The sequence below is a fragment of the Microbacterium sp. LTA6 genome (assembly GCF_045690355.1).
Classification (GTDB): domain Bacteria; phylum Actinomycetota; class Actinomycetes; order Actinomycetales; family Microbacteriaceae; genus Microbacterium.
In genome coordinates, this window is the sequence record NZ_CP147855.1 from 3813133 (window position 1) to 3838315 (window position 25183).

The window sequence follows — 25183 nt, forward strand, 5'->3', positions numbered from 1 at the left end:
CCCCTGAGAACTTCACCGCCGACGACGCCGCGCTGCGTCAGGCCATGCACCGCGTGCGCACCGAGGTCGACAAAGCCGTCGTCGGACAGGCCGGCACCGTCACCGGACTGCTCGTCTCGCTGCTGGCCAGGGGGCATGTGCTCCTCGAGGGCGTGCCGGGGGTCGCGAAGACCCTCGTCGTGAGGTCGTTCGCCCGGGCTCTGGGGCTGGACACCAAACGCGTCCAGTTCACCCCCGACCTGATGCCGGGCGACGTCACCGGATCGCTCGTGTACGACGCGCGCACCGGTGAGTTCGACTTCCGGGCGGGACCGGTGTTCACGCACATCATGCTCGCCGACGAGATCAACCGCACTCCGCCGAAGACGCAGGCCGCGCTGCTGGAGGCGATGGAGGAGCGCCAGGTGTCGGCTGACGGCGTCAGCCGCCCCCTGCCGGACCCGTTCCTGGTCGCAGCGACACAGAACCCCATCGAGCACGAGGGCACGTACACGCTCCCCGAGGCCCAGCTGGACCGCTTCCTGATGAAGCTCGTCGTCGGCATGCCAGAGCGTGATGCCGAGGTGATGGTGCTCCGCCGCCACGCCGAGGGCTTCTCGCCGCGAGAGCTCACCGGCGTCGAGGCGGTCGTGAGCGCTGACGAGATCCGAGCGGCGCAGGAGGCCGCCGGTCGCGTCGAGGTCACCGATGACGTGCTCGGGTACGTCGTCGACCTCGCCCGCGCGACCCGCCAGTCCCCTTCCGTCGAACTCGGCGCCAGCCCTCGCGCCTCGACGGGGCTGCTCGCCGCGGCGAAGGCATGGGCGTGGCTGAACGCCTCGTCCGCTGTCACCCCCGACCACGTGCAGACCATGCTGGTGCCCGTCTGGCGGCACCGTCTCTCGCTCCGCCCCGACGCGCAGATGGAAGGCGTGTCGGCGGATGCCGTGCTCACCTCGGTCGTGCAGCAGACCAGGGTGCCGATCTAGGTGTTCGTCACCGGCCGCCTCGCCGTCGCCCTCGCCATCGGCGTGGTTCCGCTCGTCGCCTTCGGGATGGCGGGCTATCCGCCGTACGCGCTGCTGGGCGCGTGGGTCGGGCTGTGCGCGCTGCTGGTCGTCCTCGACGTCGCCCTGGCAGCCAGCCCGCACGCCGTCGCAGTGAGCCGACGGGTGCCTGCGCGTTCGCGTCTCGGCGAGCAGGTGCCCGTGAGCATCGCTGTGCACAATCAGGGCAGCCGCACCCTGCACGCACTGATCCGGGATGCCTGGCAGCCCACGGCGGGTGCAGGGTCGGAGCGTTCGCGCATGGTCGTCCCCCCTGGCGAACGGCGGCGTGTCGCGATCCCGCTGCTCCCTCGGCGTCGTGGCGAGCTGGTCAGCGAGTTCGTGATGATCCGCTCTCGCGGGCCGCTCGGACTGGCAGGACGTCAGGCGCGCCACCGAGTGCGCGGTGCGATCCGCGTGCTCCCCGCCTTCTCCTCCCGCAAGCACCTGCCGTCGCGCCTCGCTCGGCTGCGCGAACTCGACGGCAACACCAGCATCCAGGTACGCGGTCAGGGCACCGAGTTCGATTCGTTGCGCGAGTACGTGCGCGGCGACGACGTGCGCTCGATCGACTGGCGGGCGACGGCGCGCGCCGGCACCACGATGTTGCGGACCTGGCGCCCGGAGCGCGATCGGCACGTCGTGATCATCATCGACACCGGTCGTACGGCAGCAGCGCGCGTCGGCGACGGGACCAGGGTCGACGCCTCGCTCGAGGCGGCGCTCCTCCTCGCCGCGCTCGCCTCGCGTGCCGGTGATCATGTGCATCTCCTCCTGTACGACCGCGTCGTGCGCGGCCGAGTGACCGGCGTCGACGGCGCAGGGCTCCTACCCGCGATGACGGATGCGATGGCCCCCGTGCACGCTCGACTGGTCGACACCGACTGGCATGGCGCCTTCGCCGCCGTGCGCACTCTCACGACCCGCCCCTCGCTGATCGTCGTCCTGACCGCCCAGGACGCAGCGGAGTCGGCGCGCGGGTTCCTCGGCGCGTTCCCCGACGCGTCGCGGGCGACGACCGTGCTGGTCGGGTCGGTCACGGATGACGACGTGGCATCCCTTGCCCAGCAGCGCGGCTCCCGCGAGGAGATCTACCTCGCGGCAGCCGCCGAACGCACGCTCCGAGACGCGGAGAACGTCGCGGATGCCATCCGGCGCGCAGGCGGCGAAGCGATCGCCGCCGACCCCGAAGATCTTCCGCCCCGGATCGCGGACCGCTACCTCGAACTGAAGGCCGCAGGCCGGTTGTGAATCCCAAGGAGAGAACGAATATGAGCGACATCAGCACGGATACGCCTTCCAGAACAGCCAAGCTCACCGCTGAGGCGTTCGGCACCTTCCTCCTCGTCCTCGGTGTGATCAGCACGGCATTGTTCGCAGCCGGTTTCGGAGAGGGCACGGATGCGCACAACAAAGGCGTCGGGTTCCTCGGCGTCGCCCTCGCTGTGGGCCTCACCGTCATCGCGGGCGCGTACGCCTTCGGCCCGATCTCGGGTGGGCATTTCAATCCGGCTGTCACGGTCGGCGTCGCCGCAGCCGGCCGGATGCCGTGGCGCGATGTTCCCGGCTACGTGATCGCTCAGGTCATCGGCGGTCTCGTCGCGACGACGCTCATCTTCCTGGTCGGGCTGTTCGGACCGGAGGGCTGGCTGGAAGCACAGCGCAACGCCGGATTCGCGAGCAACGGATTCGATGCGGCCTCCCCCGGCGGTTTCGGCATCGGGGCCGCCATCGTCGTCGAGGTGCTGTTCACTGCCGTGTTCCTCATCGTGATCCTCGGCGTGACACATCCGACGCGCGGCACCGCCTTCGGCGGCCTCGTCATCGGTCTCACGCTGACACTGATCCATCTGGCGATCATCCCGATCGACAACGCCTCGGTGAACCCCGCGCGCTCGATCGCGACGGCGGTCTACGGGAACACAGACGCTCTCGCCCAGCTGTGGGTGTTCCTGGTGTTCCCCGTGATCGGCGCGCTCATCGCGGGCTTCGCATACAAGGCTCTGTTCGACTCCGAAGAGGAGTCGGAGGCCGCCTGACCGAGCAGTCAGCCGGCGACGAGGCGCGGCGTTCCAGCCTCGTATTCGACGAGATCGCCGGTCTCGCCCCGGCGGTGCGCCCGGCCGCCGACGACGAGCATGTAGATGAGGAAGACGGCGAGCGCGGCCGCGCCGATCCCGATCTTGACCGGCCAGGGCAGCGCCCATCCGGTGACGAAGCCCTCCACGAGACCGGCGAGGAACAGGGCGAAGATCAACCCGATCGCGACCGTCGCCAACGCGCGTCCCTGCTCGGCGAGCGCCTCACCGCGAGTACGGTGCCCCGGCGCGACCCAGGCCCAGAAGACGTGCAGTCCCGCGGCCGCCGCGACGAAGATGCAGGTCAGCTCCAGCATCCCGTGCGGCAGGATGTACAGCACCATCACGTCGACGCGATCATGCACAGCCATCACCGCACCGGCGACGCCCAGGCCCATCGCGTTCTGGACGATCATGTACACCGGCCAGAGACCGGTGACACCGAACAGCACGCACTGCGCAGCGATCCACGCGTTGTTCGTCCACACCATGCCGGCGAAGACCGCCGCCGGATTCTCCGTGTAGTACCCGGTGAAGCTCTCGTCCGCGTACTGCTGGAGCAGATCAGGCGGGCCGAGGGTCGCGACGAGCTCGGGGTCGCTGGCGATCCAGGCCGCGGTTCCGACCGCGATCGCGACGAAGACGAGGGCGATCACGAGCGTCGTCCAACGCAGCCGATACAGCGCCGCGGGAAGCTGCTGGGTGAAGAACCGTGCGATCTGAGTGAGAACGTTGTCGGAGGCTCCGGTCAGCCGAAGCCGCGCACGGACCAGGATCGTGGAGAGGTAGGCGCCCTGTGGCGTTTCACCGACCGACGTCTTCAGTTCCGCGAGATCCGCGGAGGCCGCCCGATAGCGCACGATGAGCTCGTCGACGCCTGCGCCGTCGAGCCGGGCGTGACTGAGGTGCTCCAACCGCTCCCATTCGGGGCGGCGTGCATCACTGAGCGCATCGGCATCCACCTGATTTACTGTACTCATGTCTGCCTCGATCGATGCCTCCGACGAAGTCCTCTCCGGCGAGGCCGTCGCGATCGATGTGCAGCCGGTCGGCTTCCTGCTGCGCGCGCTCGGCGCGATCATCGACATGCTGCTCGGATTCGCGCTGTTCATCCTGTGGATCTTTCTGCGGATCTGGCTCCTCGACGTCGGCATTCTCGATGAGGCGACCGACCGGATCTCGATGGTCGTCGCGATCGTGGTCAGCTTCGTCGTCGTGCCGATCGCGATGGAGGTGGCGCTGAAGGGCCGCAGTCTCGGCAAGCTCGCCGTCGGCGGCCGGATCGTACGCGTCGACGGCGGCGCCGCCGGCTTCCGGCACGCGTTCATCCGTGCGCTGCTGGGAGTTCTCGAGATCTACATGACCCTCGGCGGCATCGCCGTGCTGGCCGGCGCGTTCAACGGGCGCTCGCAACGCCTCGGCGACATGGTCGCTGGAACATACAGCCAGCGCGTCAGGACACCGAAGCTCGTTCCGCATGCGCCGTTGCTCCCGCCTTCCCTCACCGGCTGGGCGCAGGTCGCCGACGTCGCGCGCCTCCCCGACCGGTTGGCCAGGCGTATCTCGCAGTTCCTGCAGACGGCGCCGCGGATGGCACCCGGTGCCAGGGTCCGGGTGGCGCAGGAGTTGCTCGCCGAGGCCGCGCCCTTCGTCTCCCCCATGCCCCCTGTCTCGCCGGAAGAGGTGCTCATGGGCATCACGGTGCTGCGTCGCGAGCGCGAACGCCGCGCACTGCAGAACGCCGACCGGCGCGCTGAGAAGCTCACCGGACGCCATATCGGCGTCTGACCGACCGCCGTGGTCGCGTCGCTCAGTACCGGTAGTGGTCGAGCTTGTACGGACCGTCGACCGGCACACCGATGTAGGCCGCCTGCGCGTCGGTGAGTCGCGTCAGCCGCACGCCGAGCGCGTCGAGGTGGAGGTGCGCGACTTTCTCATCGAGCGCCTTCGGCAGCGTGTAGACGCCCGTCGGGTACGCGTCGATGTTCGTGTACAGCTCGAGCTGCGCGAGCACCTGGTTGGTGAACGACGCGCTCATGACGAACGACGGGTGCCCGGTGGCGTTGCCGAGGTTCATCAGGCGGCCCTCGCTGAGGACCAGGACGCTGCGTCCGTTCGGCAGCCGCCACTCGTGCACCTGCGGCTTGATCTCGACCTTCTCGGCGCCCTCGAGCGTCTCAAGGCCCGCCATGTCGATCTCGTTGTCGAAGTGGCCGACGTTCGCGACGATCGCGAGGTGCTTCAGCGCGAGCAGGTGCTCGGTGGTGACCACGTCGCGGTTGCCGGTGCCGGTCACGACGATGTCGACGACGTCAGCGACATCGAGAAGCCGCGCCACCTGGAAGCCGTCCATGGCCGCCTGCAGCGCGCAGATCGGATCGACCTCGCTGACGATGACGCGCGCACCCTGCCCTCGTAGCGCCTCGGCCGCGCCCTTGCCGACGTCGCCGTACCCGCAGACGAAGGCGACCTTGCCGCCGATCAACACGTCGGTGGCGCGATTCAGGCCGTCCGGCAGGGAGTGCCTGATCCCGTACTTGTTGTCGAACTTGCTCTTGGTGACGGAGTCGTTGACGTTGATCGCGGGGAAGAGCAGGTCGCTCGACGCCGCGAGCTCGTAGAGCCGGTGCACCCCGGTCGTGGTCTCCTCGGTGACGCCGATGAGATCGGCCGCGATCCGTGTCCAGCGCGTCGGGTCGGCTGCGAGCGAGCGTCGGAGCAGGTCGAGGATGACCGTGTACTCGTGCGGATCGGATGCCGCGGCATCCGGAACAACGCCCGCCTTCTCGAAGGCGACGCCGCGGTGCACGAGCAGCGTCGCGTCTCCTCCGTCATCGAGGATGAGGTTCGGCCCCACCTGACCGGACGACGACCAGTCGAAGATGCGGTCGGTGCACGCCCAGTACTCCTCGAGCGACTCGCCCTTCCATGCGAACACGGGAACGCCGGCGGGAGCATCCGCCGTGCCCGTCGGACCGACGACGACCGCCGCGGCCGCCTCGTCCTGGGTCGAGAAGATGTTGCAGCTCGCCCAGCGCACCTCGGCGCCGAGCGCGGTGAGCGTCTCGATCAGGACTGCGGTCTGCACGGTCATGTGCAGGGACCCGGCGATCCGCGCGCCCTTCAGCGGCTGCGCGTCACCGAACTCCTCCCGCAGCGCCATGAGTCCAGGCATCTCGTTCTCTGCGAGACGGAGCTGGTGCCGCCCCGCTCCAGCGAGAGACAGGTCGGCCACACGATACTCGAGCTCAGACATGGCCCCATCTTCTCAGAAGCGGATCGCGTCGATCATCTTCCCGTGCAGGGCGACGGCTGCCGCGATGCGGCCGGCTGACGAAAAACGCTCAGGCGCGGAGCGCCTCGTGCCGGACGATGAGCCAGCCCGCCGGCACGGAGACCCGATCGGCGTGCGGAGAGCACAGGTCGTGCGCATGAGGGTGATTGGCGGCGCCCAGCGGCCCGAGCGCGGCCATCTTGTCGCCGTATTCATACGTGATCGTCGCTACGGCCTCACGCGCGCACGCGACCTTCGAGCAGAGTCGTCCGTCCATCTCTGCCAGAGTACGGGCGGCGGACGACGGCGAGCGGATGCCGCGCCGCAGCCCAGGCGGAACGCCTAGACTTTCGTCATGCAACGTCGACGCACAGCCCGCGCCTCCGCCGCTCCCCGGCGCGGCGCACGGCACGGTCGTCACGGGCGGCTCGGCCGCAGCGAGGTCGTCCGGCCGCCGCTCGCTCCCCTAGAAGGGCGGATCGACCGGTTCGATCTGACCGTCGGAACCGCCGTGGAGTTCCTCCGCGGCACCTGGCCCGAGTTGCAGGAAGTGCGCTTCGAGATCGGCGCGATGCCGACCCAGGAGGCGACCGACGAGGTGCCGCGCTGGCACCTCGATCGTGACGCGCGCCGGATCGTGCTGTTCCGCCTGCCGATCGAGCGCCTGCTCCCCCCGGGGCACGACGACTCCGCCCACCGTCGCATGGCCATCGAGAGTGCCGTGTTCCGAGCCGCCGCCGAGTACGTCGGGCGCGAACCCTGGGACCTCGGACACGATCACTGACGCATCAGCGCTTCACGGGTCAGGGATAGACCGTGATGCTCTGCTCTGCTCCAGCACCCGGCCACACCGGCCAGGCGGCGAGCGCACCGGTCGCTGTCATCGTCACCGCGAGGTGCACCGGCCCTGACGGCCGTACCGTGTAGACGGAACGTGCGTCGACCGGCACAGCGATCGAACCGCCGGCCGGCACGAGGATCGTCTGAGGATCCCCGCCCTCCGCCGTTTCGATGGCGACCGTCGACTCGGCATCCGCGTTGCCGGTGATCAGCAGCTGCGGGTTCGGCCCTGACGGCACGGCCACGAGCACCTCGGCGTCGATCTCCGGCGCGGGAGTGACCCATGCGAAGTCAGCACCGCGTCCCTGACCGTCCTGCTGCCGAACAGCGGCGAGGACGGGGGAGTCCGCATCGACCTCGACGGTGTACGAGCCCGCTCCGAGATCTCCGAGAGACACCTGCGCCGGCACATCGGCGGTGAGCGGGACGAGGAACTCCGTCGCGACCGAGGAGGACTCCCCCACCGGACGCACCGTGACCTGCGCCTGTGCATCGGCATCCGGCGCAAGTATCCGCAGCACTGCCATCTCCGAGTCGTCGCCGTCGACCGGGAAGACCTGGACACCGGAAATCACGGGATGCTGCTGTGGGCCGGCGACGGCATCCTGCAGGTCGATGCCGGCCGGGTCCAGCGTGCGGGTGAGCGAGGACTGCATCATCGCGCGAACCGGGGAGCCGGTCGATGACATGTGGATCACCGGGGCTTGGTTCCCTGACGCGATCGACGCGAGGGGCAGTGCGACCTGCGTCGCCGGCGGAACGATCACGTTCGACGAACTCCGCTTGTCGCCGAAGACCGTGAGCGTGACCGTCGCCGCCACGTCGCCGGGGTTGGTGAGGGTCACGATGTCCTCGGTACCGGTGGCGACACTGCCTCCGATCAGCCACGATTCGGTGAGGGCCTCGCGGCAGGGCGCCGCGGCCAGGCCGGAGAGGTCGGTCTCGGCGAGTGTCACGGACTCGGCGGCACCGATCAGTGGCGCGCTGCGCCCTTCGACGACGCCCGTGAGCTTGTGGAGCTCGCCCGCCTGATCGAGCTCCGGCATCGACAGAGGAGTGGATTCCGGCACGCCGGCCGAGCCGTCGACGGTGAGCCGCGGCGTTCCCGCCGAGTCCATCTTCAGCGGGTCGCTGGGAACACGGCCGATGGCGCGGAAGTCACCGCTGCACACCAGCACGGCATCGCCGGGAAGAGGCGTCACGTCGGCCTGCGCCGGGGTGCTCTCGATGGTCGGCCAGGGAGCAGCGACGGCCACCACCACTCCGACGACGCATGCTGCGGCGACCAGCGTTCCGGTGAGCACGCGGGCGCTGGTCGTCACGACACGGAAAGCCCGGGTCCCGCTCATCGATTCTCCTCGGTGGTGGTCGACTCCGGCTCCGGCGACTCCGGGCTCGGCTCCGAGTCCTCGGCGTCGGAGTCCTCGGTCTGGGAGTTCTCGGTCTCGGGGTCCGGCTCCTGCTCGAGTGTCTCCTCGCGCGTCGGCGGATCGGACACGTCGACGGGTGCAGCGACCGAAGGCGCGGACGCCGCATCCTCCGCGTGCCTCGGCAGCACGAGCCGCTCGTCGGGCGCGCGTCCGACGATGCGCGACTGACCGCGCGCTGCCCGCCGTGACGCTCGCGTCGGAATCGAGAGCAGAAGTGCCGCGAACACGATGATCAGCTGCAGCGTGATGACGAGCCGCGCCGTGGCGGTCTGGGCGCCGGTGAGTCCCTCGCGAGCGGTGGCGTCGGCTTCCAGGCGCCAGAGCACGCCGCGATCCGTCGACCCCGCCTGCACGAAGCCGGCGCGCTGATCGAGCGACGTCACCGCCGTCGTGCGGAATGCCCTCGCCTTGTCGTCTTCATCACCGGGTATCTGGGCCAGCAGCACGTAATTGATACCGAGCTCCGCGAGTTCTGCGGGGGCGTCGAAGTCACGGGCGGAAAGCAGATCGACCGACAGCGCGGTGATGTCGGCCCCCTGGATCTCGGTCGCCGTGGAGAGCATCGTGGTCTGCGCACCGAGCGTCTCACTTCCACCCCAGGCGACTTCGACGGCGAGCCCTCCGTCGTTCTGCGGCGTGAGCACGAGCGTTCCGACCTCTCGATCGTCACCGGCCTGAGCGGCGACGTACGCCGGCAGAGTCGATGCAGGGCCGTTCGTGAGTTCGGAGCGGTCGGCGTGCACGGCCGTGAGCGCCGGCAGCGCACAGATCAGGAGCGCGAGACCGGCGACCGAGGTGGCCAGCAGACGCAGACGGGGCATCGTGATCGCGGTGTCGAGGGTGACCAGCGCCGCACCGACGAGACCGATCCAGCCGAGACTCAGCCCGGCCCCCGGCCAGATCGGCACCGGCGTCCCCTGCACGAAGCTCACCTGAATGCCGACAGCGAGGAAAGCGGTGGCGAGGCCGGTCAGGGTCACCACCAGAAGCGTGATGCCGGCGCGCCAGCGCGGTGAGATCGCCGAGACGAGTGCGAGCAGTGCCAGCGGCGCACACAGAAGTGGTGCCCACACGGCGATGGGTGCTGCGATCGGCACGTCGAAGACGACGAACTTCATCCAACCCGCGAGATCGGTCGTCGGGAACCCCGTGGCGAGCGCCAGCCGACCAGCGGCATCCGCTGAGGCGTGCGGTCCGCCCCAGATCAGCCCAGGATCGCCGAGAAGCGCCCAGAGACTGCCGTGCTGCAGGTGCCAGATGACGAGCGGCACGAACAGCGCGGCTGCCGGAGCCGGCAGCCACAGCAGCCGCAGCGCTCCCCGGATGCGGGCCGTGCTGAGCACGAAGCCGAGTGCGATCATCCAGAGCAGCACCAGCGCCGGTGCCAGCGACGGCGCGCACGCGAGGACGGCGGCGAACAGGACGGAGGCCGCACCGGCAGCACCCCACGAGCGATGCGCGACCACAGCGGCGTGGAACAGCCACGGCAGCAACAGGTGCACGAGCACCGCCGCGGGGCGACCATCGGAGAGGGCGGTGAGGAAGGTGGGCGCGAGCGCCCACGCGACGCCCGCGAAGATGCGGAGCCCGGCGCGGTCCGTGACGCGCGTCGCCGCGAACCAGCCACCGAGCACCGCAAGCGGCAGCGCGAGCACCCACAACAGCACGAGCGCGAATGACGGAGCTCCCGGCCAGAGCGACCCGAGCACCGCCAGCACGGCGGCGAACGGGTCGGCGGGGCCGACGACGTCGATGCCGAGGCCACGCAGACCCCACGATGCGTCGCGCCAGAGCGCTCCGATCGTCTGACGCAGCGGAAGCAGAGCACCGCCGCCGAGCACCGGCCACGCGAGCAACGGCGTGAAGACGCCGATGCTCACGGCGAGCGCGGCGAGGACCGACCAGGCGCCGCCGCCGGAGAAGAAGTGCAGTTCGCTGACGGCGCCGCTCTCGCTGCCGTTGCCGTCGTCCAATCGACGGCGCAACTGCGCTCCCGTGACCCGCAGCGGTGCGATTGTCGCCCAGGAGGACGTGCGGAACGAGCGGATGCGGCGCCGGGAACGCGCGACGGCGCCGAACCGGGCCATCGCGGTGAGGGCGGCGCCCCACTCCGGGAACACCGCCTCTGGGCGCTTTCCGATCAAGTGGGTGATCGAGCGCCAGAGCGCGAGAGGAAGCAGAGCGAGCCAGTGCAACGGCAGCGCCGGCGCCGGCGCATAGGCGAGCCGACGGTGCAGTTGCGCGAGCCTGGTGACATATGCGCGGCGGGAGCGGCTTCGCGGGAGCGCGGCGGGGCCGTCCGGTTGCACGGAGATGCGGGCGGTCGGCGCGAGAACGACACGTCCGCCGCCGAGGCGAGCACGCACACCGAGGTCGAGTCCCTCGTCAGCACCGGCCAGGGCGCGGTCGGGACGGAGGGCATCGCGCACCTCCGAGCGGATCAGGAGTCCGCGGATATCGGCGCCGAGGGCATCGTCCCCCCGATCGTGCTGCCCTTGGTCGAGTTCGCCGGCGGCCAGCTCGACGGATCGTCCGAGCGCGGTCATGCTGACGCCGAGGGACACGATCTCGCGCTCGTTGTCGGTGTGCACCAGCTTGGGAGCGACGATCGCCGCGGATGGCGAGCGCTCCAGGGTTCCGGTCAGCCGCTCCAATGCGAGCGAGTGGGGCGCGGTGTCATGGGCGAGGAGCCAGACGGCGCTGCCCTCGGTGACGCGCGGGCGGGCGAGCTCGACGGCCTCGGCGAACGAGGTGTGCCCTCGCGCCTCGATGATGCCCTCGACGGTGCTCGCGACCGTCTCGCTCTCACGGGCGGTGGCGGCATCGCCGCACACGACCAGTGTGATCGCGGCGGCCGGAGTGCTCTGCGAACGCAGCGCATCCAGCGTTCGGAGGAGTTGCGCACGGGCTGTGGGGCCGGGGCGCGCGACGATGATGGCATGAACTCGGGCTGGCATGGCGAGGTCAGCCTATGCGGCTGCTGCGGCTCTCAGGAGCAGTGGACGCGGCGCGCCCGCGAAGCCGGCACCCGAGGTCTCTGCGTCTGCGGCGAATCTGTCAGCTGGCGCGGCGCTTGAGCTTGCGGCGCTCGCGCTCGGACAGCCCGCCCCAGATTCCGAAGCGCTCGTCATTGTTCAGCGCGTATTCGAGGCATTCGCCGCGAACGTCGCAGGTGGTGCAGATGCGCTTCGCATCGCGCGTCGACCCGCCCTTCTCCGGGAAGAAGGCCTCCGGGTCGGTCTGCGAGCAGAGGGCATCGGTCTGCCAGGCGAGAGCATTGTCGTCGTCGGCATCGGTTCGACGAACCCCAGGTACTCCGAGGTTGATCGGATCGACAAACCAGTTCTCCGGTACGTCGGAACGGTATCCCGTCATCTCGATCTCCAACCCTGTTTCCGCCCCCCGGCGGGCCGTGCAATACCTAATTACACCCGTGTCATTCGCATCGGTCAAGTCGCGGATCGTAAAGCCTCAAGCGACTCTTGAAGGTTCTTGAGCTCTCATCGGCGTGTCGCGGGTCTCGGGGAAGGCCTCAGCGCCCCCGGAGTCGCGATGAATGCCTCGCCGGTACCGGTGAGCTGCAGCGAGCCTTCATCGGCCGAGGCGAACACAGCCGCACCGATCGCGACCGGATGCTCCACGGCATCCACGCCCGTGACGACGACGTCGCCGGCGGTGCTGAGGACCATGGCCGGGCCCGCCACGTCGATGGTGAGCGGCGGCCCGGTCAGCGTGACACGACGCAGGGCGAAGTCCGCGATCGGAACCGGATACGACGTGATGGCTCCTTCAGAATCGGGGCGGAGCACCGGGACCGCGTCGGTCGTGGTGTCCAGGATCGACAGGAGCTCGGGGACGTCGATGTGCTTGGGCGTGAGTCCGCCGCGCAGCACATTGTCGCTCGCCGCCATGATCTCCACGCCGAGCCCGCCGAGGTACGCGTGCAGGAGACCTGCACGCAGGAAGATCCCCTCGCCGCGGCGCAGGACCACGTGGTTCATCAGCAGCGCGACGACCACGCCTGGATCACCCGGGAAGGCATCCGCGACACCGACCACGGCGCGCAGCACCGGCTCCCACTCCCCCGCGCCCGCATGCGCGGCAGTGCGGGTCGCGGCGATGATCTCGTCGACCTCGCCCTGTGTCGCGTCCGCGAGGAGCCAACCGATGGCGCCTCGCAGGACATCGCCGGTTCCGTCGAGGCGAGCGCGCAGCGAGGCGACACCCCGGGCGTCGCCGAGAGCGTCCAGCATCCGCAAGGTTTCAGCGACCGGGCGCAGCCCGCTGAGCGCCTCGAAGCGCTCAGTGAGCGCCACGATGAGCTCGGGCTTGTGGTTGTCGTCGCGATAGTTGCGATGCGGATCATCCGGAGCAAGGCCTGCCTCGCGCGCCCAGCCGTCCCGCGCCTGATCGATCGTGGGGTGCACCTGGATCGACAGCGGCCCGCCGGCCGCGAGGAGCTTGAGCAGGTAGGGCAGTGTGCCGCCGGTGACCGCATCCAGAGTGCCGCCACCTGCCACATCCGCGGGGTCCCCTGGGTGATCGCCGAACCAGACCTCCGCCTCCGGTGCGCCGGACGGAGCGCGGCCCTCCAGGCCGGCCAGGAGCGTCGGCGACCCCCAGGAGTAGTCACGTGGAACGTTGGTGAGGCTCAGCAGCATGGCACCCAGCGTAGAGCCACCGCCCGCACAGTCCGGCGCTGTAGCCTGAACGCGATGGCGCAGTACACGAAGCACCCGGTGGCAGCCCTGCCCGCCCCACCGGAACGCGAGTCGACGGGGCACCTGATGCTGCGCGCGTATGCGGTCGCCGTGCTGTTCGTGACGTTCGCGCACTCCGCCGTGTACAACCTCCTGGGCGAGGCCGGTGCAGGGATCGTCCTGATCGTCTTCACCCTCGCGACACCGGCGATCGGCGTCCCGATGCTCGCGCGCAACCGCCCTCAGCCGTTCGCCTGGCGCCGCTTGCCCTGGGCCGCCCTCGGCTACACCGCGCTGGCGCTGATCTCCGTCGCCTGGTCGCAGTGGCGTGGGTCGACACTGCTCACCTGGATGCTGCTGGCCGCGGTCACCGTGAACGCCCTCTTCATCGCGCATGCGCTCACGTGGCACGAGATCGTGCGGGCGTTGGCCTCGGCATTCAAGTGGATCCTCGGCCTCTCGCTCCTGCTCGAGCTCTGGGTGTCCCTCGTCGTGCACGGGCCGATCCTGCCGAACTTCTTCGAGCGTCCGGACGGCGAGATCAACGCGCACTGGTATTGGGTGCGCGGAAACCTCTTCGACGGCGACCGCGTTCAGGGCATCGTCGGCAACTCGAACCTGCTCGCGATCATCAGCCTGTTCGCGCTCCTCACCTTCGGCATCCTGTTCGCGGCCCGTGCGCGACGGCGCACGATGCTCGCGCTGTGGATGCTGCTGGCCGCGTTCTTCCTGTTCCGCGCCGGCTCGGCGACCGCCTACGCCTGTGCCGCCGCGGCCGCCGTCGTACTCGTCGTCGCCCTTCTCATGCGCCGCACGAAGACGCCGGGCGGTCGCACCCGTCTCTACGTCGTGTTCATCGGCGGAGCAGTCGTGGCGGCCCTCGCCGTCTGGCTGCTGAAGAAGCCGCTGCTCGCGCTCCTGGGCCGCAGCGCCGACCTCACGGGGCGCTCCGACAAGATCTGGGAGAAGGTCCTCGAGCGGGCTGCGGAGCATCCCATCTTCGGAAACGGATTCTCGAGTCCGTGGGTGCCCTTCGACCCCGCGTTCGCCGGGTGGATCGAAGATCATGGGATCACGGTCTTCCACGCTCACAACATGTGGCTCGATGTCCTGATGCAGCTCGGCGTCGTCGGCGTCGTCCTCGTCGCCCTGGCCTATCTGAGCCTCTTGTGGCGATCGTGGTTCTTCGCGATCGACCGCCCCCGATGGGACTTGCAGGCCGACCGCTCGTACTCCGCGCTCACTCTCCTGCCGAGCCTGTTCACCGTGGTGCTGCTGGTCCAGGGATACGCGGAGTCGACGCCGATCATGCTGTGGGGGTGGATGCTGCTCGTGCTGCTCTCCTTCAAGATCAAGTCCGTACCGCTGGTCGGCGTCGGACTCAGCGAGCGCCAGCGCGTCACCGATCACGGCGAGCGCCGGCGGCGGGTTCCGTGACGACGCCGCGGCTGCGTCTCGGGCGCCTGCTCGGTTCGGCGGAGATGGCACGGGCGTTCACCCTCGCCGCCCTCACCGCGATCTTCGGCTCGTTCGCCATCCAGCGGATGTCGTCGTCGGTCACGCTCGCCGCGATCGTGACCGTCCTCTGCGTTGTGGGCGCGGGCATCCTCTTCGTACGCCGAGAAGAACTGTCGCTGCTGCGGATCGCGCCGTCCTCGCTGCTCGCGTTCATGGGCTGGGCGCTGGTCAGCATCTTCTGGACCACCGACCGGACCGACACGTTCTTCGCCTGGTTGTCGCTTCTCGGTTTCGCCTTCCTCGCGATCACGATCGGACACATCCGCGACACCCTGCAGACGGTGCGGGCGATCGGCGATGCGCTGCGCGTCCTGCTGGGCATCTCCCTGGGGCTGGAGATCCTCTCCGGAATCCTCCTCGACGTGCCGTTCACCTTCCTCGGCATCCAGGGGCAGCTCGCCGCGGGCGGGCCAGTGCAGGGCATCTTCGGAACCCGCAACATGCTGGGATTCGTGGCCGTGATCGCCCTGATCACGTTCGTCATCGAATGGCGCACCCGGTCGGTGACCGCAGCGACCTCGGTGGCGTCTGTCGGATTGGCCGGCTTCCTCGCACTCCTCTCGTCCTCCCCCACCGTGCTGGTCCTCGCCGTGGCCGTGGGCATCGCCTCGGTGGCCCTGATGATCGTCCGGCACGCTCCCGCCGAGCGACGCAACCTCGTGCAGTGGGCGCTCGGCGCGGTGGTGGCGCTGGGACTGACCTTCGCGTTCGTGCTCCGTCACCAGATCATCGCGATGATGGACGCCGGATCCGACTTCTCCGTGCGCGCGACGCTGTGGAACACGATCCTCGACTTCACGGCCGTGAAGCCCCTGCAGGGCTGGGGGTGGTTCGGCCCCTGGCAGCGCGGCGAGTATCCGTTCACCTACATCAACTTCCAACTCGATGAGCGGCACGAGACGGCGCTGAACGCGTACTTCGACGCCCTCTTGCAACTGGGCGCGGCAGGACTCGCGCTGTTCCTGCTCCTGGGTGGAGTCGCGCTCATCCGGTCCTGGCTGGTGGCCAGCGTCCGTCGTCCGGTCGTCTACGCCTGGACCCCGCTCGTGCTGGTCACGCTCGGGGTCGATTCGATGTTCGAGAGCTTCACACTCGCGGGGACCGGTTGGTTCATGCTGGTGCTGTGCGCGCTCCGAGCAGGGCAGTCCCGGTCCTGGCGCGAGCAGATCGACGCAGTGCACACCGGCGTCATTCCGATCCTGCGTCCGGAGCGGTAGACCGGCCCCCGGGCGCGTTCCCGGCTGATCCTGAGCCAGGGCCCGGGTAGGCTGGTCTCAGCTCGCGGCTCCCTGCGGGTGCTCAGCTTCCGGAGATCCCACCTCGTGACACACGCCCCCTTCGACCCGGCATCCGCGACGATCGTCATCGTCACCTTCAACCGATCGCACCTGCTCACCGGACTGCTCACGAGCATCACCGCGATGGAACCGAAGGCCGGCCACGTCGTGATCATCGACAACGCCTCCTCGGATGACACGACCGAGGTCGTCGAGTCCTTCCGCGAGGGCATCGGCACCGAGATCGTCTACCGCAGGCTGGAGACGAACACCGGCGGATCCGGTGGCTTCAGCGAGGGCATGCGCACCGCCTACGAGCTCGGATCCGAATGGATCTGGATGATGGACGACGACGTCGAGGTGCTCCCCGACGGCCTTGCCAGGATGGGCAAGTGGACCCCGCGCTTCAAGAGCATCCAGGGTCGTCGCTACGACTACGACGGCAGCGAGTTCTACTGGCAGTACCGCATCGCCGAGCGCATGGGCATCCCGATCCCGTTCGCACCTTCGGGCTTCGACGAATCCGGGTTCAAAGAGATGAACAGCGGATGCTTCGAGGGCATGTTCATCCATCGCTCGATCGTCACGCAGATCGGCCTGCCCGACCCTCGCTTCTTCATCTACTGGGATGACCAGATGTACGGCTGGCTCGCCTCCCGGAAGACGACGGCGGTGATCGTGGACGAGTTCGTCCTGCGCCGCACCCGTGAGATCAAGCAGTGGGACATGGGCGTCCGCCACATGAACGCGTCCAGCAACGCCTACCGCTTCTACATCATGCGCAATCGGGCATTCATCAAGAACTACTACCGGGTGCATGGCGCGTACAATCCGCTGCTCTTCGCACTGGGCACGTCGATGACCTTCGCGAAGGAGCTCATCCGCCTGGTCTTCGTGGAGCGCACGGTGCGCGGCACGAGCAACCTCTTCCGCGGGCTCCGAGAGGGCGGCAAGCTCGGTCGAGACCGTTCCTGGAAGCCCATGCCGCCTCTGGAGGCGTGACGATGAGCGAACAGCAGCCGGAACTGCGGTGGGCACCGATCCCCCCGAAGCCGAAGAACCGTGGACGGGTCTGGCTGATCATCGCGCTCTCGGTCGTCGCTCTGGCGATCGTCGGCGCCCTGCTGTTCTTCCTGCTCCCCCGCGGCTCCGCGACGCCCGGTGCCACGGCGTCGCCCACCGCCTCGGCGACCGCGACACCGACTCCGACATCGACACCGACGTCTGCGCCTTCACCGGAGCCGGTCGTGACTCCGCCGCCGGTCGCGGACCCCGATCTCGACACCTTCCGAGACCAGGTGAGCCCCTGGCTGGGTACGGCGATGACGGGTCTCGATTTCTTGTCGGATCCCGAGGAGTCCGATCCGCTGAGCGTGCTCGACACACTGCAGGGTGATGCGCAGCGACTCTCCGAGGTGGCGGCCCCGTCGTCGATCCAGGCGACATGGTACGACAGCGTCTCCGCCTACGCGCAGCGCCTGGAAGACGTGCGCGCTGCTGTCGACGCGGGCTCCGAGAGGGCGAGCGCGGTAGACGCCGCGCGAGCCGCGGCCGAGCACCTGCGGAGCCTCGTCGGGCTCTGAGTTCGGCGAACTTACAGCGAGTAGTCGGCGTTGTAGCGATCGAGGACTTCGCGGATCGGTGCGTCCAGCACGAGACCGCCCTTGTCGAGATAGAGCCCACGCGTGCAGAAGCGTCGGAGGTCGCGCTCGTTATGGCTGACGAAGAACAACGTGCGCCCCTCCGCGAGCAGTTCGTCGATGCGCTTGTAGCACTTCTCGCGGAACGCCTTGTCGCCGACCGCGAGCACCTCGTCGACGAGCAGGATCGGCTCATCGAGCTGAGAGACCACGGAGAAGGCCAAGCGCACCTTCATGCCGTTGGAGAGGTGCTTGTAGGGAGTGTCCTCGAATCCGGCGAGCTCGGCGAAAGCGATGATGCCGTCATAGCGGCGTGAGACCTCGTCGCGGGACATCCCGTGCAGCCCGGCCGTGAGCCGCACGTTCTCCCGTACGGTGAGGTCGCCGACGAACCCTCCGGTGATCTCGATCAGCGGGGCGACACCACCGTTGACGACGACGGAGCCCTCGTCCGGGAGGAGGACGCGGGCGACCAGACGCAGCAGCGTGGACTTGCCCTGCCCGTTGCGTCCGACGACACCGATCGATTCGCCCGGCTGTACCGTGAACGAGACGTCCCGGAGCGCCCAGAACTCCCCTGGACGGGAACGCCGCGAGGCTCCGGAGAACAGATCCTTGAAGCTGCGCCGACCGCGGCGGTTCCGGCGGAAGCGGACGCCCAGCCCCTGGACTTCGATCGCGGCCGCCATCACAGCTCCTTCAGCACGGGTCGTTCCAGACGCCCGAAGGTCCACATGCCCAGCACGAGGATGCCCAGGCTCATCACGGCACTGATCAGCACCGGGATCGTCTGCCACTGGTCGGGGAAGAATCCGACGCGGTAGAGGATGAAGATCCCCGAGAGCGGATTGAACGCCCCGATGGTGTCGAACGGCGCCGGCAGATCGGAGAAGCTGTAGATCACCGGCGATGCGTAGAAAAGCGCACGGAGGATGAGCGCGGTGGTGCGCTCCAGGTCGGTGTAGAGCACGCAGAGGGGTGCCACGAGCAGCCCCAGGCCGACGAGCAGCACGACCTGCAGCAGGACGGCGACCGGGAACCAGAGCAGTCCCCAGTTGACCGTGGCCCCGTTGAAGACGGCGAAGAGCACGAGAACCGGGAGCGAGAAGAGGAATTCGATCCCCTTGCTCAGTGCGATCCTGTTCACCCAGATCGAGCGCGGGATGGCCGTGGACCGCACGAGCCGCGCGTCCTTGCGGAACGCACGGGTGAAGTCCGACACGGACGTGTTGAACCACACCCAGGGCAGGAGGGCGACGATGAGGAAGACGATGTACGGCTCTTCCCCCACACTGCGGTGGAAGATCTGCGTGAAGACGAACCAGTAGATCAGGCTCATCACCAGAGGATCCAGCACCGACCAGAGGTATCCGAGGAAGCTCGTGGCGTAGCGCACGCGCAGGTCTCGCGCCGACAGGATCCACAGAGAATGCAGGTATCGCCGGGGCGTCCCCGGCGCCCCGACAGCTGCGTGACTCACAATGCCGAGTCTACGAGAGAGTGTTGTTCCACATCGACAGCGCCGAGCCGATGGCCATGTGCATGTCGAGGTACTGGTAGGTGCCGAGTCGCCCGCCGAAATGAACGCCCTGCTCTCCCTTGGCCAGCTCACGGTACGCAAGGAGTCCGTCCCGGTCGGCCTGGGTGTTGACCGGGTAGTACGGTTCGTCTTCGCGCTCGGCGAAGCGGGAGAACTCCCGCATGATGACGGTCTTGTCCGAGGCGTACACGTCCTTGCGCTCGGGGTGGAAATGCTTGAACTCATGGATGCGCGTGTACGGCACGTCCATGTCGGGGTAGTTCATGACGGTGGTGCCCTGGAAGTCGCCGACGTTGAGCACCTCCTGCTCGAAGTCGAGCGTGCGCCAGCTGAGGGCGCCCTCCGCATAGTCGAAGTACCGGTCGACGGGGCCGGTGTAGACCACCGAGACCTGTCCGACAGTCGCGCGCTTGTTCAGCGGCTGCGATTCGTCGAAGTAGTCGACGTTCAGCTTCACCTCGATGTTCGGGTGATCTGCCATCCGCTCCAGCCACGCGGTGTAGCCGTCGGTCGGCAGACCCTCCCACGTGTCGTTGAAGTAGCGGTTGTCGTAGTTGTAGCGCACCGGAAGTCTGCTGATGATGTCGCCGGACAGCTTCTGCGGGTCGGTCTGCCACTGCTTCGCCGTGTAGTCGCGGAAGAACGCCTCGAACAGCGGGCGACCGACGAGTGCGATGCCCTTCTCCTCGAAGTTCCTCGCCGTCTTCGCATCGAATTCCCCCGCCTGCTCCTTGATGAGCGCGCGCGCCTCATCGGGCGTGTACGCCGACTGGAAGAACTGGTTGATCGTGCCGAGGTTCACCGGCATCGGAAAGACGACGCCCTTGTGCGTCGTGTACACCCGGTGCACGTAGTTCGTGAAGGTCGTGAAGCGGTTCACGTACTCCCACACCGTCTCGTTCGACGTGTGGAACAGGTGCGCCCCATAGCGATGCACTTCGATGCCCGTCTCGGGCTCGTTCTCGCTGTAGGCATTGCCGCCGATGTGGTGGCGGCGATCGATGACGGTGACTTTGCGACCTGCCTCAGCAGCGCGCTCAGCGATGGTGAGGCCGAAGAAGCCCGACCCGACGACGAGGAGATCCATCCTTAGTCCTTCCTGACGCCGATCGGCGCGACACATCAATCCTCCATCTTAGACTTCGACGTCGATCTGACTCCCCAGGCCGACCCGATATGATCTACGCACCATGTCTTCACCTGCCGAACGCGCCCTCATCATCGTCCCGGCATGGAACGAGTCTCAGAACGTCGGAAACACCGTCGGCGAGATCCTCGCCGCCGATCCCGACTACGACGTGCTCGTCATCGACGACGGTTCCAGTGACGACACGGCAGCGCAGGCCACGCGCGCCGGGGCTCGCGTCGTGATCCTTCCTTTCAACATGGGAGTCGGCGGCGCGATGCGCACCGGCTTCACGTACGCGCAGAGGCACGGGTACCGCAGGGCGATCCAGGTCGACGCGGACGGTCAGCACAATCCCGCAGACATCGCCGCGGTTCTCACTGGGCTCGATGTCGCCGATATCTCGATCGGTGCTCGATTCGCTGAAGTGGGCGACTATCAGGCACGCGGCCCTCGCCGCTGGGCGATGAAGATGCTCGCCGGCGTGATCTCCAGGGTCGGCGGCGTGCGCCTGACCGACGTGACGTCGGGATTCCGGGCGGCGAATCACCGCGCCATCGATCAGTACGTCCGTTACTACCCCGCCGAATATTTGGGCGACACCATCGATTCCCTCGTCGGCGCGATCCACGCGGGCCTGACTGTCACGCAGATCCCGGTCGCCATGCGCCCTCGGGTGCATGGAAAGCCCAGCCACGATCCATTCAGCGCCGCGAGATACCTGATGCGAGCGGTCTTCGCGCTCTCGCTGGCCCTCATGCGCGGGCGCCACACCAAGGAAGCGTCGTCATGATCATCATTCTGGGCATCGCCTTCGCGGTCACCGTGCTCGCCGTCATCTTCGTACTCCTGCTGCGGCGCCAGCTCCGTGAGAAGTACGCGATCATGTGGCTCGTCATCGGCCTGACGATGCTGGTCCTCGCCGTCTTCCCTGGACTCCTCATCGGACTCTCGAACGTTCTCGGCGTCGAGGTCCCGTCGAACCTCATCTTCGCGCTCGCGCTTGTTCTGCTGGTCGGCGTCACGCTCCACCTCTCCTGGGAACTGTCCCAGGCGGAGGACGAGGTCCGACGGGTCGCCGAAGAAGTCGCGCTGCTGCGTGCCGACGTCGAGGAACTTCAGGCGCCTGCGTCGCGGCTGCACAATGAGCAGTGAACATCGCGGCGGCGATTCGAGCGACGACATGACTCCGGCGACTGGCACCGATCCCGCCGAGTCGATCGCCGTCCCCACCCGTAGCGGGCTCGGCGGTCATCTTCAGACGCACGCCAAGCCGCTGATCATCGTCGCGTTCGCCAGCGGGCTCGGCATCATCGCCTCGTTCGCGTTCCATCTCGTGAGCGCACGGTACCTCTCCCCCGACGACTTCGGACTCCTCGCCGCGTTCTTCGTGATCGTCAACGTGGCTGCGATCGGAAGCGGCTCGCTGCAGACAGCCGTCGCGGTGCAGACCGCCGCGGCGGTGTCGATCGCGTCGCCTTCGCCACAGCGCCTGCGCGACCGTCTTCCGACCGAGGCCATCGTTCTCGGTCTCGCCGGCGGCGGGGCGGTCGCCGCCATCTCTCCCTGGTTGGCTGGTGCACTCGGAACGACGCCCGCCGTCGTCATCGCCGCGGCGGTCACGATTCCCTTCAGCTTCGTCTTCGCCGACGCCGTGGGACTCCTGCAAGGGTCAGGTCGCGTCAATCATGCCGTGCAATGGTCCACGATCTCGCAGATCGCGCGCGTCGTGTTCGCGGTCATCGTCGTCGCCACGGCAACCGGCCTGGGCGGGATGATCGGGGCGGTCCTCGCTGCCCTCGTATTCACCGTCGCCGGAACGCTCTGGACCGCGAGAGGCGTGGCGCGCCCGACGCGTGGCGTCTTCAGCGTGGCCGGGCTGACGATCATGGTGCTCTCGATCGCCTTCGCCTGGCTGACGAACTCGGATACGATCTTTCTCCGCGCAGGAGCGGAGGCGCACCTGGCCGGAACGTACGCCTCCGCAGCGATTCTGGTGAAGACCGGATTCCTCATTCCGACGACGCTGTCGCTCTACCTCCTCCCCCGATTCGTGCGCAATCGAGACAACGACAAGCTGGCCCGCCTCGGCGTGGTCGTCACCCTCGCGCTGACACTCGTCACCGGCGTTGCGATGATCGGAATCTTCGCGCTCCTGGGCGACTGGATGATCATCTTCCTCTACGGCGAGGACTACCGTCAGGCGGCGAACTTCCTGGTTCCCGCGTCGATCGCCTACCTGCCCTGGATCGCAGCCCAGGGGATGATGATCAGAATGACGAGTACGGCTTCCCCTGCGGCGGCAGCGCTCCTTCTCTGTGCGGTCGCCGCCCAGTGGATCACGTTCACCGCAACGATTCCGGACGTCTCAGCGATGCTGACGGCCTTCGGCCTGATCGGAGCAGCCGTGCTCGTGGGGTTCATCCTGCTGGACATCGTCGGGACGCGTCGCGCCAAGCGACTGCGGCTCTCCTCCGCGGCGGAATGACGTCGCGACCTCAGCGGGCCGACTGACGCCGCAGCGGCGGGTCGTCAGAGGGAGGAAGCGGCGGCTCGCGCGAACCCGCGACGCGTGAGGTCCTCGACGATGATGTCCGAGGGAGAAGCTCCGCGATCCACGTCGAGCACTCGGTAGTCCTCGTATCGCTCCAGGAAGTCCTCGATGCGCGCCTGGTCCCATCCCGACAGGATCGCGTTGGTGCCGAGGCCATCGCCGCGCTCGGACACCTTGCGGTGGATCAGCGTCGGAGTTCCGAGTTCGGCGGCCTCTTCCTGGATTCCGCCGGAGTCCGTGACGACGAACTTCGCCGCTCGCAGGACGGCGACGAACGCGCCATGCTCGAGCTTCGGCGTGATGCTGAACTTCGTAAGTCCGAGTTCGCTGATCGTCCCTTCGACCGCATCTCGCGAATAGGCGTCGACGACCAACTTCAGCGGCAGACGGCTGTGCGCGTCGAGCGTGCGCAGGGTCGCAGCGACGAGCGCGGTGTTCGAGATGAATTCGAACCGGTGCAGGAGCACGAGACCGAAGTCGTCCTCGCTCGTGACCGCGGTTTCAGCGGCGTCCCTCACGCCATCCTTCGCGGTGTTGCCGTGAGTGATGATGACGTTCTTCCGACCGGCGAGATTGTTCGCTTCGTCCTCGGTCGGTGCGTAGTGGATCCTTGCCAGGCGCCCGACGATCCTGCGATCGAGCTCCTCCGGGAAGGGATGCCGCCAGTCACCCGAACGCAGGCCGGCTTCGACGTGAGCGACCGGCAGACCGAGGCGGCGACCGATGAAGGTGCCGAGCACTGTCGTCATCGTGTCTCCGTGCACGAGGACGATGGAGCGCTCCGGCAGTGAACGCCGAATCGCCCGCACATGGGAGACGGACCAGCGCCCGACGTCGAGCATCCAGCGCAGCATCTGCAACGGGGACTTCAACGGCTTGCCCTTGTAACCATCGGCGAGCACCCGATCGGGCGCGGTGAGGCCGAGCTCGGGGATCGCCTTGCGCAGCGAATCGGTGTGCTGGTAGGTCACCCACTGCTCGTAGGGCACGCCCTTCGCGTCGAGCCTGCGCATGATCGGGGCGAGCTTGATGGCCTCGGCGGTGGTGCCGTAGATGAAGATGATCATTGCTTTGCCTTTCCAGCAGACGCGGCTTCAGCTCGCCGTGCAAAAGCCCTCCGGTGCACGAAGACACCGCGCACAAGGCCGAACCAGAACGGGACGGTGAAGACGGGAAGAATGACGCAGTAGGCGGCCAGACCGCGACCGGGACAGCGGTTGATCGCTGCCGGAACGAGCGGCACGAGAAGCAGCAGGAGGACGGCCCCGAGAACCAGGAGGGCACCGGGCCACGCCCCCGTTGCGGCCAGGGCGACGATCGCGCCGAGAACAACGACCGGCGCGATCGAGGCGATCAGGATGGCGGCCGAACGCAACAGGGACGTGCCGGCGTAGCTGTCGACGAACATGGTCCCGCGGTCGAGCGAATGCTTGACGAAGCCCTTGACCGTCGTCCGCGGACGATAGATCACCGAGAAGCCAGGATCCAGACGGATGCCGCCGAAGTCGGCCAGCCAACGGAGGATCTTCGTGTCGTCCGACATCAGTTTGGCGTCGCCGTCCGGCCACGCCTGTTCGAACGCCGCTGTGAGGACGTCCTTGCGGGCCAGGAACGCCGTCGTCCCCTTGGGCGCCGAATCGAAGTTCGCTCCCGTCAGGTCGAACGGCCGCGGTGCGCGGAGGTAGGCACCCCAGAAGACGTGGGTCGGGACTTCCCAGAAATGCCCGACCAGTGGCGCATCGGGGTCGATGTCGACGTGAGCGTTCCAGCCGGCGATCTGCGGTTCGGCGGCGACTCCGGACATGACATGCCCGAGCGAGCGAGGCCCCAGCAGCACCCGGGAGTCGAGCAGCAGCACGTGCTCCGCTCTCGCCTGCTGGATACCCGCCCAGCGGGCCAGGAAACGTCCCTGATTCTCCTGACGCACGACACGCAGGTCGCCGGGGAAGGCTCCTGCCAGCGACCCGACGATCGCGACGGTGTCGTCTTCGCTGCCGTCGTCGATCACGAGAACTTCGACAGCGACCCCGGCCACCCGCACGGATTCGGCGAGGGCGTCGATCGTCGACGGGAGCCAGGTCGCCGAGTTGTACGACGGAATGACGACGGTCAGTTCTGCATCGCGGAGATCATCTCCGCTCGAGGGGAGGCTCAAAGCCCGCACCAGCTCGCAGCGGGACG

At 68.0% G+C, this 25183-nt stretch carries 24 protein-coding genes; 12 read left to right on the forward strand and 12 right to left on the reverse strand.

The features are described from left to right. Positions 1-44: 44 nt before the first annotated feature. Genes LTA6_RS18265 through LTA6_RS18275 form a run of 3 tightly spaced genes read left to right on the forward strand, consistent with a single transcriptional unit; the run spans position 45 to position 3064 of the window. Positions 45-968 carry a MoxR family ATPase gene (locus LTA6_RS18265; RefSeq protein WP_341978462.1) on the forward strand — a complete coding sequence of 308 codons (924 nt, stop codon included), beginning with the start codon at positions 45-47 and terminating at the stop codon, positions 966-968. Next, complete coding sequence (locus LTA6_RS18270; RefSeq protein ID WP_363545783.1) at positions 969-2276, forward strand: DUF58 domain-containing protein; 1308 nt, start codon at positions 969-971, stop codon at positions 2274-2276. A 20-nt stretch (positions 2277-2296) separates the two neighbouring features. Beyond that, positions 2297-3064, forward strand: a complete 768-nt coding sequence (locus LTA6_RS18275; RefSeq protein WP_363545780.1) for an aquaporin — start codon at positions 2297-2299, stop codon at positions 3062-3064. Between the two features lie 8 nt (positions 3065-3072). Here the strand turns inward: LTA6_RS18275 and LTA6_RS18280 are convergent, their stop codons facing one another. Then, the gene (locus LTA6_RS18280; RefSeq protein WP_341978464.1) at positions 3073-4065 is read right to left on the reverse strand and encodes a stage II sporulation protein M; all 993 of its coding nucleotides are present in this window, start codon (positions 4063-4065) and stop codon (positions 3073-3075) included. Between the two features lie 16 nt (positions 4066-4081). Here LTA6_RS18280 and LTA6_RS18285 point away from each other — a divergent pair, with 16 nt between their 5' ends. Continuing rightward, complete coding sequence (locus LTA6_RS18285; RefSeq protein ID WP_341975289.1) at positions 4082-4891, forward strand: RDD family protein; 810 nt, start codon at positions 4082-4084, stop codon at positions 4889-4891. Between the two features lie 22 nt (positions 4892-4913). Here the strand turns inward: LTA6_RS18285 and ahcY are convergent, their stop codons facing one another. Further along, entirely contained in the window at positions 4914-6359 is a 1446-nt protein-coding gene (gene ahcY / locus LTA6_RS18290; protein WP_341975290.1) for an adenosylhomocysteinase, read from the reverse strand. An 88-nt stretch (positions 6360-6447) separates the two neighbouring features. Next, positions 6448-6654 carry a DUF3499 family protein gene (locus tag LTA6_RS18295; protein WP_341975291.1) on the reverse strand — a complete coding sequence of 69 codons (207 nt, stop codon included), beginning with the start codon at positions 6652-6654 and terminating at the stop codon, positions 6448-6450. Between the two features lie 78 nt (positions 6655-6732). On the opposite strand from LTA6_RS18295, the gene LTA6_RS18300 reads away from it, so the two are divergent. Continuing rightward, the gene (locus LTA6_RS18300; RefSeq protein WP_341975292.1) at positions 6733-7161 is read left to right on the forward strand and encodes a hypothetical protein; all 429 of its coding nucleotides are present in this window, start codon (positions 6733-6735) and stop codon (positions 7159-7161) included. 19 nt (positions 7162-7180) lie between these two features. Here LTA6_RS18300 and LTA6_RS18305 read toward each other — a convergent pair whose 3' ends face one another. The 4 genes from LTA6_RS18305 to manA form a co-directional block, all read right to left on the reverse strand. After that, positions 7181-8566, reverse strand: a complete 1386-nt coding sequence (locus LTA6_RS18305) for a DUF5719 family protein (RefSeq protein WP_407358368.1) — start codon at positions 8564-8566, stop codon at positions 7181-7183. Then, positions 8563-11604, reverse strand: a complete 3042-nt coding sequence (locus LTA6_RS18310) for a glycosyltransferase (protein ID WP_407358369.1) — start codon at positions 11602-11604, stop codon at positions 8563-8565. The genes LTA6_RS18305 and LTA6_RS18310 overlap by 4 nt, the downstream gene beginning before the upstream one ends. A gap of 100 nt (positions 11605-11704) precedes the next feature. Further along, positions 11705-12022 (reverse strand): WhiB family transcriptional regulator, encoded by a 318-nt coding sequence (locus LTA6_RS18315; protein WP_341978466.1) that lies wholly within the window; start codon positions 12020-12022, stop codon positions 11705-11707. 125 nt (positions 12023-12147) lie between these two features. Beyond that, entirely contained in the window at positions 12148-13308 is a 1161-nt protein-coding gene (gene manA / locus LTA6_RS18320; protein WP_407358370.1) for a mannose-6-phosphate isomerase, class I, read from the reverse strand. Positions 13309-13362: 54 nt separating this feature from the next. Between manA and LTA6_RS18325 the strand changes: the two genes are divergently transcribed. The 4 genes from LTA6_RS18325 to LTA6_RS18340 all read left to right on the forward strand — a co-directional run bounded on the left by LTA6_RS18325 (position 13363) and on the right by LTA6_RS18340 (position 17725). Further along, positions 13363-14784: an O-antigen ligase family protein gene (locus tag LTA6_RS18325; protein WP_407358371.1), complete on the forward strand. Its 1422-nt coding sequence runs from the start codon at positions 13363-13365 to the stop codon at positions 14782-14784. Continuing rightward, on the forward strand, positions 14781-16082 hold the full coding sequence (locus LTA6_RS18330; RefSeq protein WP_341975297.1) for an O-antigen ligase family protein: 1302 nt from the start codon (positions 14781-14783) through the stop codon (positions 16080-16082). The genes LTA6_RS18325 and LTA6_RS18330 overlap by 4 nt, the downstream gene beginning before the upstream one ends. Positions 16083-16187: 105 nt before the next feature. After that, positions 16188-17144: a glycosyltransferase gene (locus tag LTA6_RS18335; RefSeq protein ID WP_407358372.1), complete on the forward strand. Its 957-nt coding sequence runs from the start codon at positions 16188-16190 to the stop codon at positions 17142-17144. 2 nt (positions 17145-17146) lie between these two features. Beyond that, the gene (locus LTA6_RS18340) at positions 17147-17725 is read left to right on the forward strand and encodes a hypothetical protein (protein WP_407358373.1); all 579 of its coding nucleotides are present in this window, start codon (positions 17147-17149) and stop codon (positions 17723-17725) included. A gap of 11 nt (positions 17726-17736) precedes the next feature. On the opposite strand, the gene LTA6_RS18345 is transcribed toward LTA6_RS18340, so the two are convergent. The 3 genes from LTA6_RS18345 to glf are packed head-to-tail and all read right to left on the reverse strand — an operon-like array spanning position 17737 to position 20409. Beyond that, positions 17737-18471 carry an ABC transporter ATP-binding protein gene (locus tag LTA6_RS18345; protein ID WP_341975300.1) on the reverse strand — a complete coding sequence of 245 codons (735 nt, stop codon included), beginning with the start codon at positions 18469-18471 and terminating at the stop codon, positions 17737-17739. Then, a complete protein-coding gene (locus tag LTA6_RS18350; protein WP_341975301.1) occupies positions 18471-19262 on the reverse strand; it encodes an ABC transporter permease in 792 nt (263 codons plus the stop codon). Before LTA6_RS18350 ends, LTA6_RS18345 begins: the two co-directional genes overlap by 1 nt. 10 nt (positions 19263-19272) lie before the next feature. Next, positions 19273-20409 (reverse strand): UDP-galactopyranose mutase, encoded by a 1137-nt coding sequence (glf, locus tag LTA6_RS18355; protein ID WP_407358374.1) that lies wholly within the window; start codon positions 20407-20409, stop codon positions 19273-19275. A gap of 103 nt (positions 20410-20512) precedes the next feature. On the opposite strand from glf, the gene LTA6_RS18360 reads away from it, so the two are divergent. From LTA6_RS18360 to LTA6_RS18370, 3 genes are read left to right on the forward strand one after another with little or no spacing between them, the layout of a single operon-like run. Further along, positions 20513-21241, forward strand: a complete 729-nt coding sequence (locus LTA6_RS18360; RefSeq protein WP_341975303.1) for a glycosyltransferase family 2 protein — start codon at positions 20513-20515, stop codon at positions 21239-21241. After that, complete coding sequence (locus tag LTA6_RS18365; RefSeq protein WP_341975304.1) at positions 21238-21603, forward strand: DUF2304 domain-containing protein; 366 nt, start codon at positions 21238-21240, stop codon at positions 21601-21603. The genes LTA6_RS18360 and LTA6_RS18365 overlap by 4 nt, the downstream gene beginning before the upstream one ends. Continuing rightward, a complete protein-coding gene (locus LTA6_RS18370; protein ID WP_341975305.1) occupies positions 21593-22936 on the forward strand; it encodes an oligosaccharide flippase family protein in 1344 nt (447 codons plus the stop codon). Before LTA6_RS18365 ends, LTA6_RS18370 begins: the two co-directional genes overlap by 11 nt. Positions 22937-22980: 44 nt before the next feature. Here LTA6_RS18370 and LTA6_RS18375 read toward each other — a convergent pair whose 3' ends face one another. Both LTA6_RS18375 and LTA6_RS18380 read right to left on the reverse strand, forming a co-directional pair. Further along, a complete protein-coding gene (locus tag LTA6_RS18375) occupies positions 22981-24069 on the reverse strand; it encodes a UDP-N-acetylglucosamine 2-epimerase (RefSeq protein WP_407358375.1) in 1089 nt (362 codons plus the stop codon). After that, positions 24066-25157 (reverse strand): glycosyltransferase family 2 protein, encoded by a 1092-nt coding sequence (locus LTA6_RS18380; RefSeq protein WP_407358376.1) that lies wholly within the window; start codon positions 25155-25157, stop codon positions 24066-24068. Before LTA6_RS18380 ends, LTA6_RS18375 begins: the two co-directional genes overlap by 4 nt. Between the last annotated feature and the right edge of the window lie 26 nt (positions 25158-25183).